The sequence below is a fragment of the Macrococcus hajekii genome (genome assembly GCF_004359505.1).
In the GTDB taxonomy this organism is placed as follows: Bacteria; Bacillota; Bacilli; order Staphylococcales; family Staphylococcaceae; genus Macrococcus; species Macrococcus hajekii.
Genome location: NZ_SCWE01000002.1, coordinates 73616 through 94457, shown reverse-complemented (window position 1 = coordinate 94457; position 20842 = coordinate 73616). Strand labels below are relative to the sequence as shown.

At 39.7% G+C, this 20842-nt stretch carries 24 protein-coding genes, 1 tRNA gene, 2 pseudogenes and 1 riboswitch; of the genes and pseudogenes, 22 read left to right on the top strand and 5 right to left on the bottom strand.

Annotation, left to right across the window (positions count from 1 at the left end):
* Positions 1-172: 172 nt before the first annotated feature.
* Entirely contained in the window at positions 173-523 is a 351-nt protein-coding gene (locus tag ERX37_RS06090) for a DoxX family protein (RefSeq protein ID WP_133429795.1), read from the bottom strand.
* Positions 524-664: 141 nt separating this feature from the next.
* Here ERX37_RS06090 and ERX37_RS06085 point away from each other — a divergent pair, with 141 nt between their 5' ends.
* From ERX37_RS06085 to ERX37_RS06050, 8 genes and pseudogenes are all read left to right on the top strand, one after another.
* Positions 665-1339, top strand: a complete 675-nt coding sequence (locus ERX37_RS06085) for a YjjG family noncanonical pyrimidine nucleotidase (protein ID WP_165981985.1) — start codon at positions 665-667, stop codon at positions 1337-1339.
* Between the two features lie 18 nt (positions 1340-1357).
* Positions 1358-2281, top strand: coding sequence for a LytR/AlgR family response regulator transcription factor (locus tag ERX37_RS06080; RefSeq protein WP_165981984.1), 924 nt, complete (start codon positions 1358-1360; stop codon positions 2279-2281).
* 81 nt (positions 2282-2362) lie between these two features.
* The gene (locus ERX37_RS06075; protein WP_133429792.1) at positions 2363-3208 is read left to right on the top strand and encodes an ABC transporter ATP-binding protein; all 846 of its coding nucleotides are present in this window, start codon (positions 2363-2365) and stop codon (positions 3206-3208) included.
* 1 nt (position 3209) lies between these two features.
* The gene (locus ERX37_RS06070) at positions 3210-3905 is read left to right on the top strand and encodes an ABC transporter permease (protein ID WP_133429791.1); all 696 of its coding nucleotides are present in this window, start codon (positions 3210-3212) and stop codon (positions 3903-3905) included.
* 510 nt (positions 3906-4415) lie between these two features.
* Positions 4416-5534: pseudogene (locus ERX37_RS06065) on the top strand (SulP family inorganic anion transporter); the annotation flags it as partial.
* A gap of 44 nt (positions 5535-5578) precedes the next feature.
* Entirely contained in the window at positions 5579-6052 is a 474-nt protein-coding gene (locus tag ERX37_RS06060; protein ID WP_133429789.1) for a GNAT family N-acetyltransferase, read from the top strand.
* Positions 6053-6193: 141 nt separating this feature from the next.
* Positions 6194-6487, top strand: a complete 294-nt coding sequence (locus ERX37_RS06055; RefSeq protein WP_133429788.1) for a metal-sensing transcriptional repressor — start codon at positions 6194-6196, stop codon at positions 6485-6487.
* Between the two features lie 9 nt (positions 6488-6496).
* The gene (locus tag ERX37_RS06050; RefSeq protein WP_133429787.1) at positions 6497-8878 is read left to right on the top strand and encodes a heavy metal translocating P-type ATPase; all 2382 of its coding nucleotides are present in this window, start codon (positions 6497-6499) and stop codon (positions 8876-8878) included.
* Positions 8879-8913: 35 nt separating this feature from the next.
* On the opposite strand, the gene ERX37_RS06045 is transcribed toward ERX37_RS06050, so the two are convergent.
* Entirely contained in the window at positions 8914-9204 is a 291-nt protein-coding gene (locus ERX37_RS06045; RefSeq protein WP_133429786.1) for a GRAM domain-containing protein, read from the bottom strand.
* Between the two features lie 187 nt (positions 9205-9391).
* Here ERX37_RS06045 and ERX37_RS06040 point away from each other — a divergent pair, with 187 nt between their 5' ends.
* The 4 genes and pseudogenes from ERX37_RS06040 (at position 9392) to ERX37_RS06025 (ending at position 11658) form a co-directional block, all read left to right on the top strand.
* A complete protein-coding gene (locus ERX37_RS06040; RefSeq protein ID WP_133429785.1) occupies positions 9392-9745 on the top strand; it encodes an Rrf2 family transcriptional regulator in 354 nt (117 codons plus the stop codon).
* A 58-nt stretch (positions 9746-9803) separates the two neighbouring features.
* A pseudogene (locus ERX37_RS11615) lies at positions 9804-10146 on the top strand (hypothiocyanous acid reductase MerA); the annotation flags it as partial.
* The gene (locus ERX37_RS06030; protein ID WP_424960694.1) at positions 10073-10360 is read left to right on the top strand and encodes a hypothetical protein; all 288 of its coding nucleotides are present in this window, start codon (positions 10073-10075) and stop codon (positions 10358-10360) included. The pseudogene ERX37_RS11615 and the gene ERX37_RS06030, both read left to right, overlap by 74 nt.
* A gap of 92 nt (positions 10361-10452) precedes the next feature.
* A complete protein-coding gene (locus ERX37_RS06025; protein WP_133429783.1) occupies positions 10453-11658 on the top strand; it encodes an NADH:flavin oxidoreductase/NADH oxidase family protein in 1206 nt (401 codons plus the stop codon).
* A gap of 36 nt (positions 11659-11694) precedes the next feature.
* Here the strand turns inward: ERX37_RS06025 and ERX37_RS06020 are convergent, their stop codons facing one another.
* Both ERX37_RS06020 and ERX37_RS06015 read right to left on the bottom strand, forming a co-directional pair.
* The gene (locus tag ERX37_RS06020) at positions 11695-12027 is read right to left on the bottom strand and encodes an SdpI family protein (protein ID WP_133429782.1); all 333 of its coding nucleotides are present in this window, start codon (positions 12025-12027) and stop codon (positions 11695-11697) included.
* Positions 12027-12788 (bottom strand): gamma-glutamyl-gamma-aminobutyrate hydrolase family protein, encoded by a 762-nt coding sequence (locus ERX37_RS06015; RefSeq protein ID WP_133429781.1) that lies wholly within the window; start codon positions 12786-12788, stop codon positions 12027-12029. The genes ERX37_RS06020 and ERX37_RS06015 overlap by 1 nt, the downstream gene beginning before the upstream one ends.
* A gap of 115 nt (positions 12789-12903) precedes the next feature.
* Between ERX37_RS06015 and ERX37_RS06010 the strand changes: the two genes are divergently transcribed.
* The 5 genes from ERX37_RS06010 to ERX37_RS05990 all read left to right on the top strand — a co-directional run bounded on the left by ERX37_RS06010 (position 12904) and on the right by ERX37_RS05990 (position 14643).
* Positions 12904-13386 carry a peptide-methionine (S)-S-oxide reductase gene (locus ERX37_RS06010; RefSeq protein WP_133429780.1) on the top strand — a complete coding sequence of 161 codons (483 nt, stop codon included), beginning with the start codon at positions 12904-12906 and terminating at the stop codon, positions 13384-13386.
* Complete coding sequence (locus ERX37_RS06005) at positions 13386-13682, top strand: DUF3784 domain-containing protein (RefSeq protein ID WP_133429779.1); 297 nt, start codon at positions 13386-13388, stop codon at positions 13680-13682. The genes ERX37_RS06010 and ERX37_RS06005 overlap by 1 nt, the downstream gene beginning before the upstream one ends.
* A gap of 44 nt (positions 13683-13726) precedes the next feature.
* A tRNA-Thr gene (locus ERX37_RS06000) sits at positions 13727-13797 on the top strand.
* 68 nt (positions 13798-13865) lie between these two features.
* Entirely contained in the window at positions 13866-14267 is a 402-nt protein-coding gene (locus ERX37_RS05995; RefSeq protein ID WP_133429778.1) for an NUDIX hydrolase, read from the top strand.
* Positions 14257-14643, top strand: a complete 387-nt coding sequence (locus tag ERX37_RS05990; protein ID WP_133429777.1) for a hypothetical protein — start codon at positions 14257-14259, stop codon at positions 14641-14643. The genes ERX37_RS05995 and ERX37_RS05990 overlap by 11 nt, the downstream gene beginning before the upstream one ends.
* A gap of 61 nt (positions 14644-14704) precedes the next feature.
* Here the strand turns inward: ERX37_RS05990 and ERX37_RS05985 are convergent, their stop codons facing one another.
* Positions 14705-16342, bottom strand: a complete 1638-nt coding sequence (locus tag ERX37_RS05985) for an FAD-binding dehydrogenase (protein WP_133429776.1) — start codon at positions 16340-16342, stop codon at positions 14705-14707.
* 205 nt (positions 16343-16547) lie between these two features.
* Between ERX37_RS05985 and ERX37_RS05980 the strand changes: the two genes are divergently transcribed.
* The 5 genes from ERX37_RS05980 (at position 16548) to ERX37_RS05960 (ending at position 20831) form a co-directional block, all read left to right on the top strand.
* A complete protein-coding gene (locus tag ERX37_RS05980; RefSeq protein WP_133429775.1) occupies positions 16548-17048 on the top strand; it encodes an LURP-one-related/scramblase family protein in 501 nt (166 codons plus the stop codon).
* Positions 17049-17123: 75 nt separating this feature from the next.
* Entirely contained in the window at positions 17124-18524 is a 1401-nt protein-coding gene (locus ERX37_RS05975) for an MFS transporter (RefSeq protein ID WP_133429774.1), read from the top strand.
* Between the two features lie 108 nt (positions 18525-18632).
* Positions 18633-18902 (top strand): 30S ribosomal protein S14, encoded by a 270-nt coding sequence (gene rpsN / locus ERX37_RS05970; protein WP_133429773.1) that lies wholly within the window; start codon positions 18633-18635, stop codon positions 18900-18902.
* A gap of 92 nt (positions 18903-18994) precedes the next feature.
* Positions 18995-19306 (top strand): hypothetical protein, encoded by a 312-nt coding sequence (locus ERX37_RS05965; RefSeq protein WP_165981982.1) that lies wholly within the window; start codon positions 18995-18997, stop codon positions 19304-19306.
* A gap of 74 nt (positions 19307-19380) precedes the next feature.
* Positions 19381-19557, top strand: a riboswitch (Lysine riboswitch).
* A 71-nt stretch (positions 19558-19628) separates the two neighbouring features.
* Positions 19629-20831, top strand: a complete 1203-nt coding sequence (locus ERX37_RS05960) for an aspartate kinase (RefSeq protein ID WP_133429771.1) — start codon at positions 19629-19631, stop codon at positions 20829-20831.
* Positions 20832-20842: the final 11 nt, after the last annotated feature.

Here is a 20842-nt window from a genome sequence, read left to right as displayed (position 1 = left end):
GTCATCAAAATTTGTCACTGGTAAATCAGTGATTCAAAGAGTTTAGGGTAATCACCTAGCATTAACTTTAGTAAAAGAGAAAAAGGGATGGATGGTAGAAGAGGTTTTATACGCTGAAAACTTAGAGGAAGAATAAAAAAATGAGCTCAGATGATGAGCTCTTTTTTTATGATTATTTTTTAGTGAATGTTGATAATAATGATAATAAGTTCAGACCGAAGTATTTACCGGCTGGTTTAGTAGCTTCTACGCCGTGTCCTGCTTTTAAGTGATTGAACATTGCGCCTGCCATGATGATGTTGATCATCACTGTACCAATACGACGGAAGTTTTTATTAAAGATAGATAATGCAAGGAATGCAGCGCCGATTACTTCGAAGTAACCTGCAAATTTCATCATGTTTTTAGAAAGACCGAAACCTTCTTTGAACTGAGCAGCTGTTTCTTCGTCGCCTTTCACTTTTGGAAGTCCGCTTTTGAAGATATCCTTCGCAACATAAAGATCCGATAAATAGTTTAACATTTTAATCCCACTTTCTAATTTTAGTGTAATTTTTATACTTATAATATAACAAGAGTCGTGTAATTATTCAAAATAATATGCTCTCATTTTGTATTATATATCTATATGTCTGTTATTTTAGATATAATAGAAGAAAAAGAAATGAGAGAACTTATGTATAAGCATCTATTTTTTGACTTAGATCATACGCTGCTGGATTTTGAACAAGGTGAGCATCTGGCGATTACAAAAGTGTTTGAATCTGAAGGGTTAGCGATGACAGCAGATTTACTGGAACAGTATCAGACCATCAATAAAGGGTTATGGCAGGCTCTTGAGCGTGGCGAGATTGAACGCGACAAAATATTAACCCGGCGTTTTAGTGATTTCTTTGAATTACATAAAATTTCAGTAGAGGGTCGTGCTAAGGAACAGATTTTCAGAACTGAAATTAATAACAGTCATCATTTAATGCCGCATGCAATTGGAATTCTAGACTATTTAAAGGATAAACCCGTTATATTATCATCAGCAACAAATGGTGTTTATGACACACAGATGAAACGCATGAAGGGTTCAGGTATTTTCCCTTATTTTACTCATCATTTCATTTCCGAGGAAATAGGCTATTCAAAACCACAACCTGAGTTTTTTGAATATGCGATGAAAAGAGTCGGCGTTGAATCTTCTGAGATTCTGATGATAGGCGACTCTATAACATCAGATATCAGAGGCGCCGCGCAAATGGCTATTGATACTTGTTATTTTGGGACTGAACAAGTGAACGCCACTTATACAATAAGTGATTTAATGGAGATTCAAAATATCATTCAATAAAGAATGGAAGTGAAGCACATGACACTCATCGAGACTGTGAAAACGCTTGAAGCAAGCAGACAGCTAGGAATTGTCTCTTCAAAAGAGGAAAGACAGTTACTGCTCGACTGGTATCAAGCTAATGGCAGATGGACTGAGAGTTTTTCAGAGCCTTTTCATGAACGGCTGACGGTGAAAGAAAACATTAAATTTTATATAAAATGGTTTCAGAGCGATTTTAATGTTAATGACTTGCTTCATCTATTTAATCTTAATGCTATTCAGCGTGAACGTACTAAACATATTCAGTATGATGACTATGTACTGATGAAACTATGTATCGCTTATATTCAGCCCTGCAAACAGCTTGTCTTTAACGATATTCTATATAATCTGCACTTCGAGACGATTAATCAAATTCGGCAACTGATGACTATTTTTGAAGAAACAGATCATCATATTGTCCACCTTCTGACACATATTGATCATGCTATCTTACTGACAGATGAAGTTTATCAAGTGAAGAACGAAGCCATTAAGCGACTGGAAGTTGAACAGAATGAAAAGGAAAAAGAGAATACGTCTCAGGATATGCAAGTCCTGAACGTTTTTAAGCTGGCGGTTAAAACAGAAGATAAGACATTATTTCTGAATCCGGAAGACATCGACTTTATTGAAGGATTCGAAGGTAAGGTCAATATTCACTTAAATAATGAAAGCTGGCTGGCTGATTATTCACTGACAGAACTTGAAGAACGTTTAAGTCCATATGGCTTTTATCGATGTCATCGCTCCTATATTGTCAACCTGCAGAAGGTAAAAGAAATGATTACCTGGTCCAAAAATTCATACTCTATTAAACTGGATTCGTCTAATCAGAACTTTGTGCCATTATCACGTGCAAAATTAAAGGAATTTCAGACTTATTTTAATGGGAGTACGGTACCATTCACGGAAAATTAGCTACAGTTCATAGGAAATCAATCGAATAGACATGAAGACCTCCTATACAATGAGTGCAAGAAATAAATAGGAGGTTTTGTTATGTCGATTATTACAATGAGTGACGTGTCGAAAGTCTATGATACGAAAACAGCAGTTCATCAACTTTCTTTGAAAATAGAGGCAGGAGAAATATTCGGACTACTCGGACCAAGCGGTTCCGGCAAAACAACGACGATTAAAATGCTGACCGGTGAGACAGCTGCATCAGAAGGGTTTATTCAAGTGATGCAGGTTAAAGGGAGCGCCTTACAGACATCTGATTATCGCAAACAGATTGGCATACTGTCTGACAATAGTGCGCTGTATGAACGTCTGACCATTTACGATAACTTAAAAATGTTTGCCGGATTATATGAAGTATCAAATGAGAGAATTGAAGAAGTGCTCAAATTCGTTGATTTAATTGATGAAAAAAAGACGGTTGTAAAGAAACTGTCGAAAGGAATGCGACAAAGAATCTTATTAGCTAAAGCATTGATTCATCAACCGGAAATCCTCTTCCTGGATGAGCCGACTTCTGCCCTTGATCCACAGACAAGTATGCATATCCATAAAGGGTTGCTGCAACTTAAAAAAGACGGTGTGACCATTTTTCTGACAACACATGATATGACAGAGGCTGAAACGCTGTGCGATAGAATTGCATTAATTAATGAAGGACAATTAATAGCGGTAGATGAACCTGCAGAACTGAGATATCAGTATTCAGATGACTCGATTAATGTCGAACTGAAAGATGGTAGTAGCCATTCTATCAGTATGGACGAAGCAGGTGCAGATATGATCAGGGACTGGATAAGAAGCAGCAAAATCAAACGAATGCAGACGAATGAACCGACGTTATCAGACGTATTTATCAAGCTAACAGGAAAGGAGCTTAACTAAGATGAAGATGAATAGAATACTCGCGATTGCAGAAAAAGACTTCAAAGAATTTATGAGAAATATGATGCTTTTGACGATGCCGTTATTGCCGATTATTCTTGCCGCTATGTATAGTAATATGCCGTTCGATGAGATGGAGGGTGGTAGAGAGTTTATTGCCATTATTTTAATGGGAATGGCATTAGGCGCAGTTCTTACATCTGCAATGATGACAATGCTGGCTGAAGAAAATGAGAAGCACACATTAAGAGGTCTGATTAATTCCCCTGCAACGATGATTGATATTCTGGTAGGTAAAAGCCTGGTTGTAACGGTCATGATGATACTGTCTGTTATTATTTCATTGATAAACATAAAGGTGAATATTTTTACAGATTATAAGATGGTTTTAGGGTTTATTGGTCTGTATTTATTCTTCTTATTCTTAGGTATCGGCGTGGGTCTGATTGTTAGATCTGTGTCTGAAACTAGTCTCTACCTACTGCCTATTCTATTTGTTTTTGCGATGAGTCCTATGTTTAGAATATTCTTAGGTATTGAGAGTAGTTTTCTGAAAGTGATGAAATATTTGCCGCTATCGCAGTATATGGAACTCGCGGAAAATGGAGGCTGGATGCCTGTCATCATTATCTTTATCTGGTCTCTCCTTGCATTTCTTGTGATGGCCTTGCTTTTCAGAAAAGTACGCACTGATTAATAGTATTAGTGGTATAAAATCGCTTTCTGTATAGTGAATATACTGACAATTAGCGTTACGCTAGCAATTTAAATTAAATAGTTATAGAGTGTTAATAGAACTGTGAGAGACAGCATGCTGTTCACCTGAATTTTATGGCTGATATACTGTGATTTCTCATAACAGATTGACGATGATCAACCATGGAGTTTTCTATGGTTGTTTTTGTTGTTATAACACCTGGAGGCGTTTTATTGATGAAAAAACTATTTTGATGGAACTGATTAATGATCTGACATCAGAATAATAGATTACCCTGCTTATTATCATACATAACTTATTGCATGTTATGCGTTTCAGTGATTGTATTAATGTGATGAAAGTGGTAGATGACTTCAGAACATCAGACTTATTTTCGCCAGCAAGAGCGACCTATACACAGCAACTCATCACATTATTTGAGTGAGTTAGAGACATGATTAGATATTGAGAGGGATTATACTCTGAACTGATTATTTTAAGGAGGACACCATGACAGATAAGATAAAGAAAGAATGGCTGAGTAATCCCTGGGCCAATATATTAGCAGGGATAGTGGTTTCCCTGGCATTGATTCCTGAGGTCATTGCGTTCTCAGTTATTGCGGGCGTAGATCCGATGGTTGGGTTATATGCATCATTTGTGATTGCGATCACCATCGCTTTTACAGGTGGCAGACCGGCCATGATTTCTGCTGCGGCAGGTGCGATTGCCCTGCTTGTGCTGCCGCTTGTACAGCAGCATGGGGTGAACTATTTATTCGCTGCGACACTTCTCATGGGAGTTATCCAGATTATACTCGGCTTCCTTAAAGTCGGTCATCTGATGAAATATATTCCGAATACCGTTATGATTGGTTTTGTTGATGCACTTGCGATTTTGATTTTTCACTCTCAGCTGCAGCATATTTTCGGACATTCATGGGAAACTTATGCGTTCACGCTTGTCACGATTATCATTGTAACGCTATTACCTAGAGTATTTACAAGAATTCCGGCACCTTTAATTGCTGTTGTTCTGCTGACGATTATCTCGATGATGACGGGGGCAGAAGTTAGAACAGTCGGTGACTTGGGCGAAATCACTAAATCACTGCCCCGTTTTCTAATACCAGATGTGCCATTTAACTTTGAGACGCTGATGATTATTCTGCCTTATTCAGTCTCAATGGCGGTCGTTGGATTAGTAGAAAGTTTACTGACGGCACGTATAGTTGATGAGACACTTGATTCTGATAGCGACAAGAATACAGAAACACGTGGACAAGGTATCGCGAATATTCTTTCCGGTTTATTCGGAGGAATCGGTGGATGTGCGATGATCGGCCAGTCAGTCATGAACCTGAAGTCAGGGGGCACGACTAGATTATCGTCATTATCAGCAGGTCTATTTTTGATGTTCCTGATTGTCGTGATGGGAGACTTTCTTGTGCAGATACCGATGTCTATTCTGGCAGGTATCATGGTGGTCGTCGCATTCAGTACTTTTGAATTTAAGACATTTAAATTAATGAAGCGTGCGCCAAAAGCGGATATCGCTGTGATTCTGCTGACTATTATTCTTGTATTAATTACACATAATCTGGCAGTCGGTGTCGTTGCAGGCAGTATACTTCATGTCGTACTGAAGAGAAACCCAGTAAAAGCAGATGCTGAATGAAACTCGTAATGTATAATGAGACGCTGCAGCATCAGCTCGACACCTTTCAGCTGATAGATGAACAATTGAAATTTGTAAAGTCGCCTCAAGTGAATGTTGAAGAAGCGGCAGCACTATCTTCAAGACAGCCTGTATTCGGTCTGAACAGCGAAGATGAAGCTGTGATATTCTTTGTGCTTGATAAAGACAGTGAATATCAATCATTTTTTGAAGTAGACTCATCTATATATATCCGTTCATTTGCAGCGCACCCCAATCATCTGAGGAAAGGGTATGCTAAGCAGGCATTACAGGCTTTACCGGGCTTTGTCGCTGATTATTATTCGAGCATTCAGTACATTACACTGATTGTTGATCAACCGAATCCGCAGGCAAAAGTCATGTATCTAAACGCAGGATTTGAGCTGGGAAAAGAAGTTCAAGGACCCCGCTATCCGGCGTATACCATGAAAAAAAGAATCATCAAATAAAAATGAGCTGCTGGTATGGCAGCTTATTTTTTTAATTTGACTTATACCATAGGGGGGTATAAGATGAAGTTATAAAAGGAAATAATTTATATTTTTTAATTGATATTATATCCCCTAACCGTATAGAAAGGTCGTGGCGAGATGGAACATAAGTATGCAGTGACACCTAGAAGTGAAGAAGAAAAAGAGAAAGTATTAAAACGTCTGAAACGGATTGAGGGACAGGTTCGTGGTATTCAGAAGATGATTGAAGACGACCGTTATTGTATCGATATTCTGATTCAGATCAGTGCTATCGAGTCTGCCCTTAAACAAGTCGGCTTTTCAGTAACGGAACGTCATATGAATCACTGCGTATCGGATGCCATCCGTAAAGGAGAGGGCGAAGAGTCAATCGCTGAGCTCATGAAGGTGCTCAGACAATTCGGAAAGTAGGTGAATAGAATGAAACAGCAAGTTAATCTATCGATAGAAGGGATGACCTGTGCCGCGTGTTCAGCACGTATTGAAAAAGTGCTGAATAAAATGGACAGTGTTGAGGCTCAGGTTAATTTAACAACAGAGAATGCTGCTGTTAACTATGACAGTGATAAAGTAACGGTTCAGGATCTGTCAGAGCGTATCAGCAAACTAGGATACGGAGTACGTACTGAACTTAGCGAGTTCGACGTAATAGGTATGACGTGTGCGGCATGCTCAAGCCGTATTGAAAAGGTGCTGAACAAGCAGCCTGATATTAAATCAGCGACTGTTAATTTAACAACTGAAAGTGCGGCTGTTGAATATTATTCAGGAAGCATGGATAGCAGTCAGATAATCGAACGCATCCGTAAACTGGGTTATGACGCGAAAGTCAAAGCAGATGAAAACAATAAAGCAGATGCAAAAGATGCAGCGCTTAAAAAGAAAAAGTATAAACTCATCATCTCAGCGCTTTTATCGCTACCATTATTACTCACTATGCTGACTCATTTATTTGATTTAGAACTTCCTCATCTATTCATGAATCCTTGGTTCCAGCTGGCATTCGCATTTCCTGTCCAGTTTATCATCGGCTGGCAATTCTACGTGGGAGCATATAAGAACTTAAGAAGCGGTGGCGCCAATATGGACGTGCTTGTCGCACTAGGGACAAGCGCAGCCTTCTTCTATAGTCTGTATGAGGCCTTCAAGACGATCGGCAATCCTGATTACATGCCGCATCTCTATTTTGAGACAAGTGCAGTGCTGATTACCTTGATTTTATTCGGTAAATATCTCGAAGCCCGTGCGAAGACACAGACAACACGTGCGCTCTCTTCACTGCTTAATTTGCAGGCGAAGGAAGCAAGGGTCATCCGTAATAACGAGGAAGTCATGGTTCCGATGGATGAAGTGCAGGTAGATGATGTGCTGGTGATAAAACCAGGTGAAAAAATTCCAGTGGATGGCGTGATTATTAAAGGGAATACTTCGGTTGATGAGTCCATGCTGACAGGCGAGTCTATACCGGTTGAAAAGAATATTGAGGATTCTGTTATCGGAGCGACCATGAATAAAAACGGTCATATTCTAATGAAGGCAACCAAAGTAGGGCGCGATACAGCTCTGCAATCTATTATTAAAGTGGTGGAGCAGGCTCAAGGGTCGAAGGCACCTATTCAACGTATGGCTGATATTATATCAGGTTACTTTGTACCGATTGTAATCGGTATTGCCCTCCTGACATTCGCCATCTGGATTCTATTTGTAACGCCTGGTGAATTTGAACCTGCACTCGTAGCGGCCATCGCAGTCCTTGTCATCGCCTGTCCATGTGCACTCGGACTTGCTACACCTACTTCAATTATGGTAGGAACCGGCCGTGCTGCAGAACAGGGTATTCTATTTAAAGGTGGCGAGCATTTAGAACGCACACATGAAATCAATACAATAGTTCTTGATAAGACAGGGACTGTCACTAAAGGTACACCTGAAGTCACTGATTTTACGGGGGATGCAGAAACACTGATGTATCTTGCTTCAAGTGAACAAGCATCAGAACATCCGCTGGCGACAGCAATCGTAGACTATGCTAAAAGACAGCACATAGAACTGCAGGAAACCGAACAGTTCTCAGCGATACCAGGCCGCGGTATACAGACAGAGATCAATCATCATCAAATATTGATCGGTAACCGTAAACTGATGACAGATAACAGCATTGGAGTTCAAGACTATACAGATGAAATGTCACGTTATGAAAACGAAGGTAAGACAGCGATGATTATTGCCATAGACCAGCGTATCCGCGCACTTGTAGCTGTACAGGATACGGTAAAAGAATCGGCAGCACAAGCCATCAAGGCAATGAAGGACATGGGTATTGAAGTGATCATGCTGACTGGTGACAATCAACTGACAGCACAGGCCATTGCGCACTCAGTGGGAATAGATGAAGTGATCGCGCAAGTATTACCGGAAGAAAAGGCAGACAAAATTAAAGAACTGCAGGCCGCAGGCCACAAAGTAGCGATGGTAGGTGATGGTGTTAACGATGCACCGGCACTGGCACTTGCAGATATCGGTATAGCAATTGGTACTGGAACAGAAGTGGCGATAGAAGCAGCTGATGTTACTATACTAGGCGGAGAACTGACATTAATTCCAGAGGCCATTAAACTGAGTCATGCCACTATTCGCAATATCAAGCAGAACTTAGGATTCGCATTTGGGTACAACATGCTCGGCATACCCATTGCAGCACTTGGACTACTTGCACCATGGATAGCAGGGGCGGCAATGGCACTTTCATCAGTCAGTGTAGTCAGTAACGCACTCAGATTGAAAAGCGTGAAGATTAAATGATATAGCAGACAAAAACAGCACTGAGTCAATTTAACTCAGTGCTGTTTTTGCTGTAAAAAAGCGATAATATTTTGTCTTTTATATACAACGAATTTATGCTCATCATTGTTAATTGTAGTTACGAGTATACCGTTAGGGACTAGGCCTAATGTATTTCTCTTGGAAATTGTTTTAATTTCTTTATAGGGGATAAAGGGCGTTGGTTTCTGTATGTTGATAGAGTGAGGTCTGAATTCCATACCATCTTCAGAAAAATGTAGTTTGCCTCCCACACCTTCAAATCCTTGGATATAGTTCGCTGCAATCGATTGACCTGTATAATCCATCTCAATTCCTCCTAAATGAGAATCAAATAGATATTTCATCCAAATTATAACATATTAAGTAAAATGAACGGTGAGAATGCAAATGAAGGATAGTCAGATTAAATTCTGATATATACGCACTATTCTTTAATTAATTAATTAATTACGTTTTATTGTAACTATAATAGTTTCTATTGAGGGAATGAGAATGAATCTTGAGTTTAATACAGCCATTCATACTCTCTGTTTTCTTGCCAAACATTCTGATGAACAGTTCACCAGTGTTGAGCTTACGGAGAGAGTATGTGTCAATCCTGTTCAGATGAGGCGGGTGACCAATAAATTGAAGGAAACGGGTTATCTTGATGCTTCTCGAGGTAAGGACGGTGGTTTTCATGCGAACAGCGAGACGTTGACGACTTCACTCTCTGATCTCTTCACATCATTTGTTGAAGGAAAGTCAAAAGGTCGTTTATTTTCAGGTAACGATCAAAGTGATTGTCTGATTTCAAGAGAGATCAGTCATGTTCTGACGGATTATCAATTAAAAGAAAATGAGTGATTAAAACAGCACTATCGCAATGTTAAAGTTGCTGATGTGCTGATACAAATCGTAAGATTCATTTGAGGCAGATGCTGTTTTACTTGCAGTAGCACGTAAACCGCGTACTGATATCGAACTCGGTGAAAAGGGCGAAATCAAGACTGATAAATATTTGAGGACAACATTAGAATTGTTAAAGACCAATTATTTGGAAATGGCGAGCGCTCAACAGAAAATCGTGGTGAAGTACCATACAGTGTGTTCATTGATCCGCCGTTATCACGTGTAGGATTAACAGCTGAAGAGGCAACTGAAAAAGGTTATGATATTCTTGTGAAGTATTGCGTGGCAAGATTTATACGCATCCAACGATTAGTGAATCATTCAATGATTTATTCAAAATCTCAGTTTATGACTGATTTCTGTGCTGCACTCCTTAAAAAAGAGCCGCAAGGTCGTTTCAGTTTAGGGCAGGAGGCTGAATTCCAGCGCCTCAATACTTTATTGACAAACGATGTACCTAAGCAGCTTGATTCTCAAGGTTCAGTTGTTTTCAAAGTAGAGGACTTAAATCAATTTGAAGTTCCTGCTGCAAAAGGTCAAAATATTACTTTCACTAAAGTAGCTGAATAAACTCATTCACTGCACGCTGTTCAGGCGTGCAGTTTTTCTATTTATTAAATGGAGTTTATAATGGGTGAAGAACCAACAAAGGAGTGTTAAAGATGACAAAACAATTATTTGAACCGCTTAAACTAGCAAACGGTACAGTGATTAAAAATAGATTATATAAAGGGGCAATGAGTGAGGGCATGGCAAAAAACCATCGTCCGACCGATGAATTGATTCGTGTATATCAGCGCTGGGCACACGGTGGCATTGGTATGTCACTGACAGGTAATGTGATGGTTGATAGTCGCTATTTAGGTGAACCTGGCAATGTTGTCATTGAAGATGATAGAGATATGGACGCCTTAAAACGCTGGGCACAGGCCGGTACTGAGAATGGCAGTCATATCTGGATGCAGATTAATCATCCGGGTAAACAGAGTCCGAAGTCATTGACGAAAGAACCTGTTGCGCCTAGTGCAATTCCTATCTCTGGTACTGCCGGCAGTGGGTTCAATCCACCGCGCGCCATGACTAGAGATGAAATTAAGGATACAATTAAGCGTTTTGTGACAACTGCTGAAATAGCTAAGGAAGCAGGGTTTACAGGTGTTCAGATTCATGGGGCACACGGCTATCTCGTCAGTCAGTTTTTGTCTCCACATGATAATCAGAGAACAGATGAATACGGAGGAAATCTTGAGAACCGTATGCGTTTCCTTGTTGAAATCTATCAGGGAATGCGTGATGCTTTAGGTGAACAGTTTCCAATCAGTCTCAAGATTAATTCTACTGATTTTAAAGAGGATAGCTTTACTGAAGACGAATCCACAGCAGTTATCAAAAAGATGGCCGAACTGGGTATGGATTTGATTGAAATTTCGGGTGGAGATTACGAGAAACCAAAAATGATGAGTGATGGAGAAGTATACTTCCTTGATTATGCCAAGAAAATCAGCCGGGAAGTGGATATACCGATCGCTGTTATCGGTGGATTTAGAAAGAAAGAGAGCATGACAGAAGCCATTGAAACGACAGATGTGGCGATGATTGGCGTAGCGAGACCTTTAGTACTGCGTCCTGATCTGCCTAATAGACTGCAGAACGGGACTTACAATGATATTGAACTCCCACGACTGAAGACAGGTATAAAGGTACTGGATGATAATATCGGTGGTTTCGCAGGTCTGACATACTATGAGCAGCAAATCAGCAGACTTGGGCAGGACTTGCCTCCTAAGAAGCATACGAATGCATGGCTGCCATTGTTTCACCTGGTCAGAACACATGGACCTGCAGCGATATCACCAAGAAGACGATAAAAAAGTTGAAGGACACCTCAAATTTGAGGTGTCCTTTTACGGATTGAAACGCTTGAGCGCATTCTCAGTTTTGACGACGAAATAGATTAATCCACATATGAGGATAAAAGTGCCGATGATGGTGATCCATAAGTCGTAGCCAGTCCAGAATTCAAGTAGTGTTAAAATCGCACCAATCACAATCAGGCACTTCGCAATATTTTTCATTAAGCGGTTAGCATATTGCTGAGCGAAATGCCAATGGGCTTCTGATTGCATAGAACGTTTTGAACGATAGCCTGCTAACATATTGGGGTGGTCGTTCACCGCATGTTTAGAGAATAAATGGACAAATATGAGAATGAAAAGACTGGTCAGTAATAATATCATTACTCTATTTCTTTCTGTTTCTGTTCATCAATCTCTTCACCCATTGAGGCATAATGTTCTGCTGCTGCTTCTATAAAAGCACTAATAATTTTCTTTGAAGGCTCATGTTTATGATAGAGTGCTTCAGGATGGAACTGCAGCCCTAACATAAAGGTATCACTTGTGCTTTCAATTGCCTCAATCACGCCATCTGGTGCGGTAGCTGAAATAATAAGGCCTTCACCGACTTTATCATTTGCCTGATGGTGGTCACTATTAATACGGAATTTAGTGTCACCCATGATGTCATGAAAACGGGTACCTGCTTTAACTTCGATGGAGTGCTGCAGGAAATCTCTATCCGACTGCATTTTATGCTGAATTAACTCGCCCTCAATCTCGGAATTGATATCCTGATACATTGAACCACCGTGAATGATGTTCAGTAACTGACTGCCTCTGCAGATAGCTAAAATAGGGATATTTCTGTGTAAGGCATATTCAAGAACCTTAAGTTCATAAGCATCACGGCCACTCTCGACGCGACCCAGCATTGGATGAGGCTCTTCGTCATAAGTAGCAGGGTCGATATCTGTACCACCTGTCAAATAGAGACCGTCGATTCTGTTGATTTGTTCTTTGATTGCCTCATCCACCGTTGTCTTTGCCAGAAGCAGAGGAACACCGCCCAGGTCTGAGACTGCATCAGTATATTCTTTAAGCGCATGGTGATTACCGTTATTCAGTACTTCTGATGTGATACCGATAATAGGTCGTTTCATAAGAGAGATCCTCCTCGATTGATATTAATCTTTTCTACCCTTTTAATCAGTGGATTACACAATATATGCAGAATGACAGATGCTGTATGATAAGATAGTAAAAAGGGGGATAACGATGGAAATCATATATTTGGCTGGTGGCTGTCTATGGGGTGTACAGGCATTTATTAAAACTATTCCAGGTGTTATTACAACTGAAGCAGGCCGGGCGAATGGACGAAGTCAGACATTAGACGGTGAGTATGATGGTTACGCAGAATGTGTAAAAACAACCTTTGATCCGGAACGGATTGATGTTAAGGAATTGATGGATCACCTATTTCTGATTATCGATCCTCACAGTATGAATAAGCAGGGCATTGATGTCGGTGAAAAGTACCGGACAGGTGTTTATAGTGATAATGAAGATCATCTTAAAAAGGCGAGAGATTACATAGCAGCACGACCAGACTGGGATAGAATAGCGGTAGAAGTGATGAAGTTAACTCATTACATTCCTAGTGCCGAAGAACATCAGGATCATCTGGATAAATATCCTGACCATTATTGTCATATCCCATTGGAATTGATGAATAAATATCGTAAGGAGGAAAACTGATGATAATAGTTGTATTATTATTTTTGATAATAGGAGTTGTGATGCTGTCGGGACGTGGCAGTTTTCTTGTTGCAGGTTACAATACGATGTCTGAGGAAGAAAAGAAAAAATATAACGGGAAAAGAACGACTCAGGCAGTGGGTGTCTTCGTCCTGTTCACAGCGGTTTATATGATGATGCTGGAATTTACAGAAGTTCCCGAAGGAATACTGATCGGTATATTAGTAGTCATCGGTATAGTGATTACAGTTTTGATTAATATACATCCTTATTTTAAAAATGACTCTGAAAAATAATATTGAAATTTAGAACTTTTTTTATTAGACTTGTAGTTAGTTTCGCCTCCATAGTTAAGTGGTATAACGTATCAATGGTAATGATGAATCCTCAGTTCGATTCTGGGTGGAGGCATAAAAACACCAAAGTCTGAAAAGGCTTTGGTGTTTTTCGTTATAATGGTGAGAAAGGAGTTGGGTATGATGGCAGATATTCATTGTGCTGCGCTGGTTTATATTAAAGATGAGCAATTGTTATTAGTGAGAGTGAGGGAGCTTGAAAAATATTATTTACCTGGTGGCAAGATTGAAGCGGGTGAGGAACCGATGGCAGCAGCGATTCGGGAGGTTTATGAGGAGCTTGGAGTGGTACTGGATCCGTCACTTGTTCGTTATCTCGGGTGTGTTGAAGGACCTGCTTATCCTCAAGATGCGACTGTTTCACTTGAGTGTTTTACTTATGACGGTTCTCTGGAAGAGGTAGCAAGTAATAATGAAATCACGGGTATTCGCTACTTTGATTTAGTGGAGAGTGATCATATTGCTCCTGCTGTCCTTGTCCTGATCGAACAATTGAATAATAAGGAGTTAGTTTATGAGAAGTGAAGAAATATTGCTGAGTCAGTTGCCTGAAGCATTAAGAGGATTGATTGAAGAGAAAGATATTGAAGGAATTCTTAACTATTTCTTTGATTACGATATTGAAGAACGTCGTATTGCGGATGCTTTGTCACGTTATGCAATTGCAACTAATAGCAGTGATCTCCATAAAGTAGCTGCTGATGTTTATATGCATGTTCTGCCCTACTTAGATGATGCATTTCAACTTGTATTTTATCATCAGTGGCGAGTTCTCGAGATGGATCATTTTAATGACACTGAACTCATGACACAGTTTCTCGACTATCAATCACATCCAGATTTTGATATGATACCTGATGAATACTATGATTACGTAAAGAAACAACTCTCTACAAAATGAAACGTCACGCAAAGTAGGTTTGCGTGACAAGTGACAGGAATCCCACGAGAATTTCTATTTTTTATTTCGATAAGATACCTTTTGCTGCTCGTAATCCACTGAAGATGCAGCCGCCAAGGAAAGTCCCTTCTAAAGCACCATAGCCATGGACGCCGCCTCCACCGAAACCTGCTACTTCGCCGGCTGCATATAATCCGCTGATAAGTTCTTCGTTTTGATTGAACACTTGACTGTTCAAATCAGTCTGAATGCCACCGAGTGTTTTACGGCTGATGATATGCAGTTTAACGGCAATCAGAGGACGGCCATCCAGCAGTTTGTGAGGTTTTGCCGTTCGGATAAATTTGTCGCCTAGGAAATGTCTCGCTCCGTTGATGAAAGTAATCTGTGGGTCTTTACTAAATGGATGGTCAACCTGTAAATCTCGTAGTTCAATTTGCTTTTTGATCGATTCATAGTCTAGTAAATCTGTATTCGTCAATTGATTCATACTCGCTACTAAATCCTTTAAATTATTGGCTTTAACGAAGTCAGCACCATCTGTACGGAACTTTTCGACAGGGCCGGTTGCTTTTAAAGATAAACGTTCACTCATAATCTTTTTGATATCTTTATCCGTTAAATCTGGATTTTGTTCAGATCCAGATAAAACAAATTCTTTTTTCAAAATATCTTCACTCAGAATAAACCAGGAATAATCATAGCCTGTTTTACAGATTGATTTGAGTGTATGAAGGGTATCGAATCCGGGATAATCGGGCGCTTCAAATCGTTTACCCGTTGCATCGAACCACATTGAGGAAGGTCCGGGTATGATGCGGATACCGTGCTGATTCCAAATAGGGGTATGGTTCTGGATCCCTTCTGTATAGTGCCACATGCGGTCTTTGTTGACGAGTCGGACGCCTGCATCTTCACTGATTTTCAGCATTTTGCCATCTGTTGAATCCGGTACACCTTGAATCATATGTTCAGGTGCCTTACCTAGACGTTTCGGCCAGTTCTGCTTAATCAGTTCATGATTTGCCCCGATGCCGCCTGTTGTAATAATTAATGTATCGACATCCATTGAAAATGTATCAATTGCCAGTCGGGAAGAGGGTGCACCGCGTTCAACGTCACTCGGCTCAAGAATATTTCCTGCAATCCGTTGTACTTGATTAGCTTGAATGGATAAATCAGTGACTTGATGACGTGCTAAAAATTTGAAGTTTTTGTGTGACTGACAGTATTCAACAAAGGGTTGTATCAATCCAGGGCCCGTCCCCCATGTAATATGGAAACGTGGTACGGAATTACCATGTCCAGCAGCACTTGTGCCGCCACGTTCTGCCCAGCCTAAGACGGGTGCCAGCTTGATACCCATTGATTTCAGATATTTTTCCTTTTCGAAAGCAGCGAAGCGGATATAAGCTTCAGCCCATTTTCTGGCCCATATATCTTCATCTTCTAATCGGTCAAAACGTGCCGTATTCATCCAGTCATTTAAAGCAAGCTCGTAAGAATCTTTAACGCGGAACTTACGCTGCAGACTGGAATTAACTAAAAATAAACCACCGAATGACCAGAATGCCTGCCCGCCCATCGCTTGTTCAGGTTCTTGGTCTAACATTATCACCTTATGGCCATGCTTAAGCAGTTCAGTCGCTGCTACCAATCCACTGAGTCCGGCACCTATAATCGTTACTGTTTTTTTCATGATAGTCTCCCTTCTAAACACTTATATTTTAGCATAATTGTGACAGGAAAACTTTAGTGTTAAATATAACGATTTCTCAGAAAGCAGAGAGGCAATCAATACTGATAACTTCAATATTACTTCATTATGTAGTATCTTCATTATAAATCCAGTCAAGTTCTGTATCGTACTGGAAATAAAATAGAGACGGATAAAGGAGACCATTATGAAACTTTATGCGAAACAGCAGGCTTTTTCCTGGCATCGTAATTTTGATTTTTTTGATGAGGATGGAGAGGTTGTTTATATTGCGAATGGTAGGGCTGATTTACTAGGTCGCCGTAAAATCAGCTTGATGGACAGTCTGCATCATGAAGAACTTGCCTTAATTAAACAGCAGGCTGCATCCTTTAATACGACTATGGATGTTTTCGTTCAAGGAGAGCAGGTGTTGACGGTCAGAAAAAAGGCATTGTCATTTATACCTGTCTATCTCATAGAAGGTGAAGACTGGGTAGTAGAAGGCTCTATTTTTGCTTATGATTATACGATCAAGGATTCCATGGATAGAGTGATCGCACGTATTTCTAAAAAACTGATGAGTTTAAATTCTGCATTTGAAATCGACATCCAGGAACCTACTGCAGAAGTCACCTATATTCTCAGTATTGTTCTGACTATTCAGCTGGAGATGGATAGAGCAGCTGCAGCGTCAACTCTGATATAATAGAGAGAGAAGTTTGAAAAAATAAATTTAGGTAATAGTAAATTCATATTTTATTTTAATTGGAGGAAGACATATATGAACAACCCTATACATCAGCTGCCCCATCGAAAGGGTAATTTAATCACGTTAGGTATTGTGTTATCCATTATGACATACTGGTTATTTGCACAGACGTTCCTGAACTTAGGGAATGTTTTACAAGACACTTTCCATACATCACAGAGCATACTGAATTTATCTATCAGCCTGACGTCTTTAATTACAGGCATTTTTATGGTAGCAGCAGGTAATTTTTCTGACCGCTTCGGACAGAAGAAGATGGCATTTCTCGGTATCATTTTAAGTATTATCGGTTCACTGTTATTAATTCTGACACCGAATGCTTATGTCATGCTGACAGGTCGTGTTATTCAAGGTTTCTCAGCGGCGCTCTTGATGCCATCGACTATCTCCATTCTGAACTTAGTTTTTGAAGGAGATAGAAGACGTAGTGCACTGAGCTGGTGGTCAATCGGTGCGTTTGGTGGTACTGGTCTTGCTTCTATTATCGGCGGACTTGTTTCTACATATTTTGCTTGGCAGTGGATTTTCATCATTTCAATTATCTTTGCTGTAATTGGTTTAGTGCTCTTACTGAACTTACGCAAAATTGAATTATCAAAAGCTACAGTCGCAACGCCTTTTGACTTTGTCGGCTTACTCATTTTTACTATCGTGATGGCAGCGTTAAGTATTTTCATTACTCAAGGTAAGACTCTAGGTTACTTTACACCTGTTGGTCTTACGCTTCTGGCAGTCACTATTATTGGAGCCATTATTTTCTATTTAGTAGAGAAGAAGAAACAATATCCATTTATCGATTTCTCTCTTTTCAGCAATAAAGCTTATACGGGTGTTATTGCTGCAAACTTCCTGCTGAATATGTCGGTGGGTTCTATTGCAGTTTTCAATATTTTCATTCAGAAAAGCCTGGGATTATCAACGTTCCAGTCTGGACTTGTCACACTTCCTTATGTGATTATGCTGCTTCTCCTCGTACGTGTAGGAGAAAAGAGTATTGCTAAATATGGACCTAAAAAGGCACTTGTTGTCGCTCCTTTACTTCTTGCTGTCGGTGTTGTGCTGTTCGCTCTGACATTCCTGACAGGGTGGACTTACATTATTGTCGCCGCCATTGGTTTTATTTTCTTCGGAGCTGGGGTGGGTCTATTTGCTACACCAGCATTAGATACAGCGGTTTCAACACTGCCTAAAGAAAAAACAGGTATTGCGTCAGCAATCTTTAAAATGGCTTCGACTTTAGGATCAGGCTTCGGGATTGCGATACTGGTTGCACTTTACTCAATGCTTGCACCAAGTATGGGGGCAAGCAAAGCGGCAATGATCGCATTTATTATTAATATCGTGATCGCGGTTATTGCATTCTTGTTCAGTAAAGTATTTATTCCAAAAAGTTTGGATAAACCAAAAGCATAATCACTTGAACAGTCTCATATATATGAGGCTGTTTTTTTATTTGCAGAGGCAGCAGATTCATGATATAGTTATAAAACGAAATAATTACGATTTAAAAAAGGAGTAACTATGGCTAAGAAATCTAAAATCGCTAAAGAGAGAAAGAGACAGCAATTAGTAGAACAATACAGAGAAAAACGTGAACAATTAAAGCGTGAAGGTAACTATGCAGCACTCGCTAAGCTGCCAAGAGACTCATCACCTAGCCGACTGACGAGACGCTGTGAAGTAACAGGTCGACCAAGAGGGGTTTACCGCAAATTCAAATTATCACGTATTGCATTCCGCGAACTGGCACATAAAGGTCAAATACCTGGCGTTAAGAAATCCAGCTGGTAGGCTGATGAATACCCTTATCAAAGATAGCACTTTGATAAGGGTATCTTTATGTATCAATAAGTTATAATGGAAATATAAGGGGATGATTAAAAGTGAAAACACGCTGTTCTATGAAGACATTTCAATTTCGCATTGTGAACTTTCCGGGTGTATTAACATTGGATGAGAGCAACCGGATTTTATCGTTCAATTCTGAAAGCATAGGTAATATGGATGGATTTAAAGAAAGTTTCGATATCACTCAAATAGGGAAAGTAGAACTATCAAAAAAACTTCTTAAGGAGACATTAAGCATTTATTATGACGGAGAATGGTATAAGTGGACTGACTTTCTAGATGAACATTATCAGCAGATATATCGTTTTCTAGTACAGTCTCAATCATCATCAGCGGATTTAATATGAGTGTAACCAGTACTATTTATAATTTTCTGTACATTCTGTGAATTCTTATGTATAATGAATTACAACAATTAAATAGATAGAGATGAGGTGCATCGATCATCAGTAAGTAAAGTCTGGAATCTGCAAATACTTTACTGAAAGGGTGAGATGCCGAAATATAGTCGTTCTTGCAGGGGTGGCTATGTTGGATTGACGGGTGAACAACTCGCAGTCTGTCATTATTTTAAAAATAATGGAGTGCATCACTTGTAAATAGATAAAACAAGTTCATGCCTTTCATGAACTTGTTTTTTTGTTTTCAGATGCCATAGGAGGATTTAAAGTGACAAAGCGGAGAGTAATCAAGTTTGGTGGTACTTCTGTAGCCGATTTTACAAAGCTAAGAAATATTGCTGATTATTTAAAGAATAGGACTGAGAAAGATGAACAGCTGGTGGTGGTTGTCTCAGCTATGGGTAAGACAACTGATGAACTGCTGAAGAATGTTCAGTTGTTAACCGCAAGTCCGAATGAACAGGATTTAGCGTTGTTATTAACAACAGGAGAGCAGCAGACAATATCTTATCTGTCCATCATTCTGAAGGAGCTAAATGTACCGACTCAAGCGATGACAGGTTTTCAAGCCGGTATCCGTACGAAAGGCCACCATCTGAAAAGTAAGATTCTCAATATAGATGAACAAAAATTCGAAAAAGCATTTGAAACATGCGATGTAGTTGTGGTCGCTGGTTTCCAGGGAATGAATGAGCTTGGAGAAATTACGACACTCGGCCGAGGCGGTAGTGATACGACAGCCGTAGCCATTGCTTCTGCATTAAATGTTTCATGTGAAATATATACAGATGTAGCAGGCGTATATGGCACTGACCCACGTCTCTATCCGGCAAAACGACTGGATTATGTCAGCTACGAGGAGATGATGGAAATGAGTGCGCTCGGGGCAGGCGTACTTGAGACGAGAAGTGTTGAAATTGCGAAGAACTATAATATTCCAATTTATTTAGGACAGACATTATCAGATGAGAAAGGAACATGGATTATGGCACAGGAAGAGATACTCGAGAAAAAGGCGGTCACCGGTGTAGCACTTGATAAGGATATGGATTATGTGACAGTCAGTTATCCGATGAATGATGCAGCCTTACTGAAAAAATTATTTGAAATGCTGGAACAGGAAGAAGTCAATATCGATATGATTTCACAGATTGTCAATATGGATGGACTTCAGATTTCATTTACGATGAAAGATACAGATGCAAGTCAGATCAATAAAATCTTTACTGTACTCAATGAAGAATATCCATCAATGAATTTCAACATTCAGGAGAACTATGTCAAGGTTTCAGTGATCGGGTCAGGGATGAGAGATATGTCAGGTGTTGCAAGTAAAGTTTTCATGACATTACTGAACAACAATATTCCGTTCTATCAAGTTACAACATCTGAAATTAGTATTTCATACGTAGTAGATCAAAAAAATGGGACACAGGCTGTTGAGAAATTATGTTCAGTCTTTGAGTTATAGAAGAGGAGGAA

Coding starts and splice junctions, on each gene's coding strand:
- ERX37_RS06050 (WP_133429787.1), top strand. CDS start 6,497: ATGAAACAGCAAGTTAATCTATCGATAGAAGGGATGACCTGTGCCGCG.
- ERX37_RS05985 (WP_133429776.1), bottom strand. CDS start 16,342: ATGAAAAAAACAGTAACGATTATAGGTGCCGGACTCAGTGGATTGGTA.
- ERX37_RS06025 (WP_133429783.1), top strand. CDS start 10,453: ATGACAAAACAATTATTTGAACCGCTTAAACTAGCAAACGGTACAGTG.
- ERX37_RS05980 (WP_133429775.1), top strand. CDS start 16,548: ATGAAACTTTATGCGAAACAGCAGGCTTTTTCCTGGCATCGTAATTTT.
- ERX37_RS06075 (WP_133429792.1), top strand. CDS start 2,363: ATGTCGATTATTACAATGAGTGACGTGTCGAAAGTCTATGATACGAAA.
- ERX37_RS06085 (WP_165981985.1), top strand. CDS start 665: ATGAGAGAACTTATGTATAAGCATCTATTTTTTGACTTAGATCATACG.
- ERX37_RS06010 (WP_133429780.1), top strand. CDS start 12,904: ATGGAAATCATATATTTGGCTGGTGGCTGTCTATGGGGTGTACAGGCA.
- ERX37_RS06015 (WP_133429781.1), bottom strand. CDS start 12,788: ATGAAACGACCTATTATCGGTATCACATCAGAAGTACTGAATAACGGT.
- ERX37_RS06045 (WP_133429786.1), bottom strand. CDS start 9,204: ATGGATTATACAGGTCAATCGATTGCAGCGAACTATATCCAAGGATTT.
- ERX37_RS05995 (WP_133429778.1), top strand. CDS start 13,866: ATGGCAGATATTCATTGTGCTGCGCTGGTTTATATTAAAGATGAGCAA.
- ERX37_RS06020 (WP_133429782.1), bottom strand. CDS start 12,027: ATGATATTATTACTGACCAGTCTTTTCATTCTCATATTTGTCCATTTA.
- ERX37_RS06040 (WP_133429785.1), top strand. CDS start 9,392: ATGAATCTTGAGTTTAATACAGCCATTCATACTCTCTGTTTTCTTGCC.
- rpsN (WP_133429773.1), top strand. CDS start 18,633: ATGGCTAAGAAATCTAAAATCGCTAAAGAGAGAAAGAGACAGCAATTA.
- ERX37_RS06055 (WP_133429788.1), top strand. CDS start 6,194: ATGGAACATAAGTATGCAGTGACACCTAGAAGTGAAGAAGAAAAAGAG.
- ERX37_RS06060 (WP_133429789.1), top strand. CDS start 5,579: ATGAAACTCGTAATGTATAATGAGACGCTGCAGCATCAGCTCGACACC.
- ERX37_RS05990 (WP_133429777.1), top strand. CDS start 14,257: ATGAGAAGTGAAGAAATATTGCTGAGTCAGTTGCCTGAAGCATTAAGA.
- ERX37_RS06070 (WP_133429791.1), top strand. CDS start 3,210: ATGAAGATGAATAGAATACTCGCGATTGCAGAAAAAGACTTCAAAGAA.
- ERX37_RS05975 (WP_133429774.1), top strand. CDS start 17,124: ATGAACAACCCTATACATCAGCTGCCCCATCGAAAGGGTAATTTAATC.
- ERX37_RS06080 (WP_165981984.1), top strand. CDS start 1,358: ATGACACTCATCGAGACTGTGAAAACGCTTGAAGCAAGCAGACAGCTA.
- ERX37_RS06090 (WP_133429795.1), bottom strand. CDS start 523: ATGTTAAACTATTTATCGGATCTTTATGTTGCGAAGGATATCTTCAAA.
- ERX37_RS06005 (WP_133429779.1), top strand. CDS start 13,386: ATGATAATAGTTGTATTATTATTTTTGATAATAGGAGTTGTGATGCTG.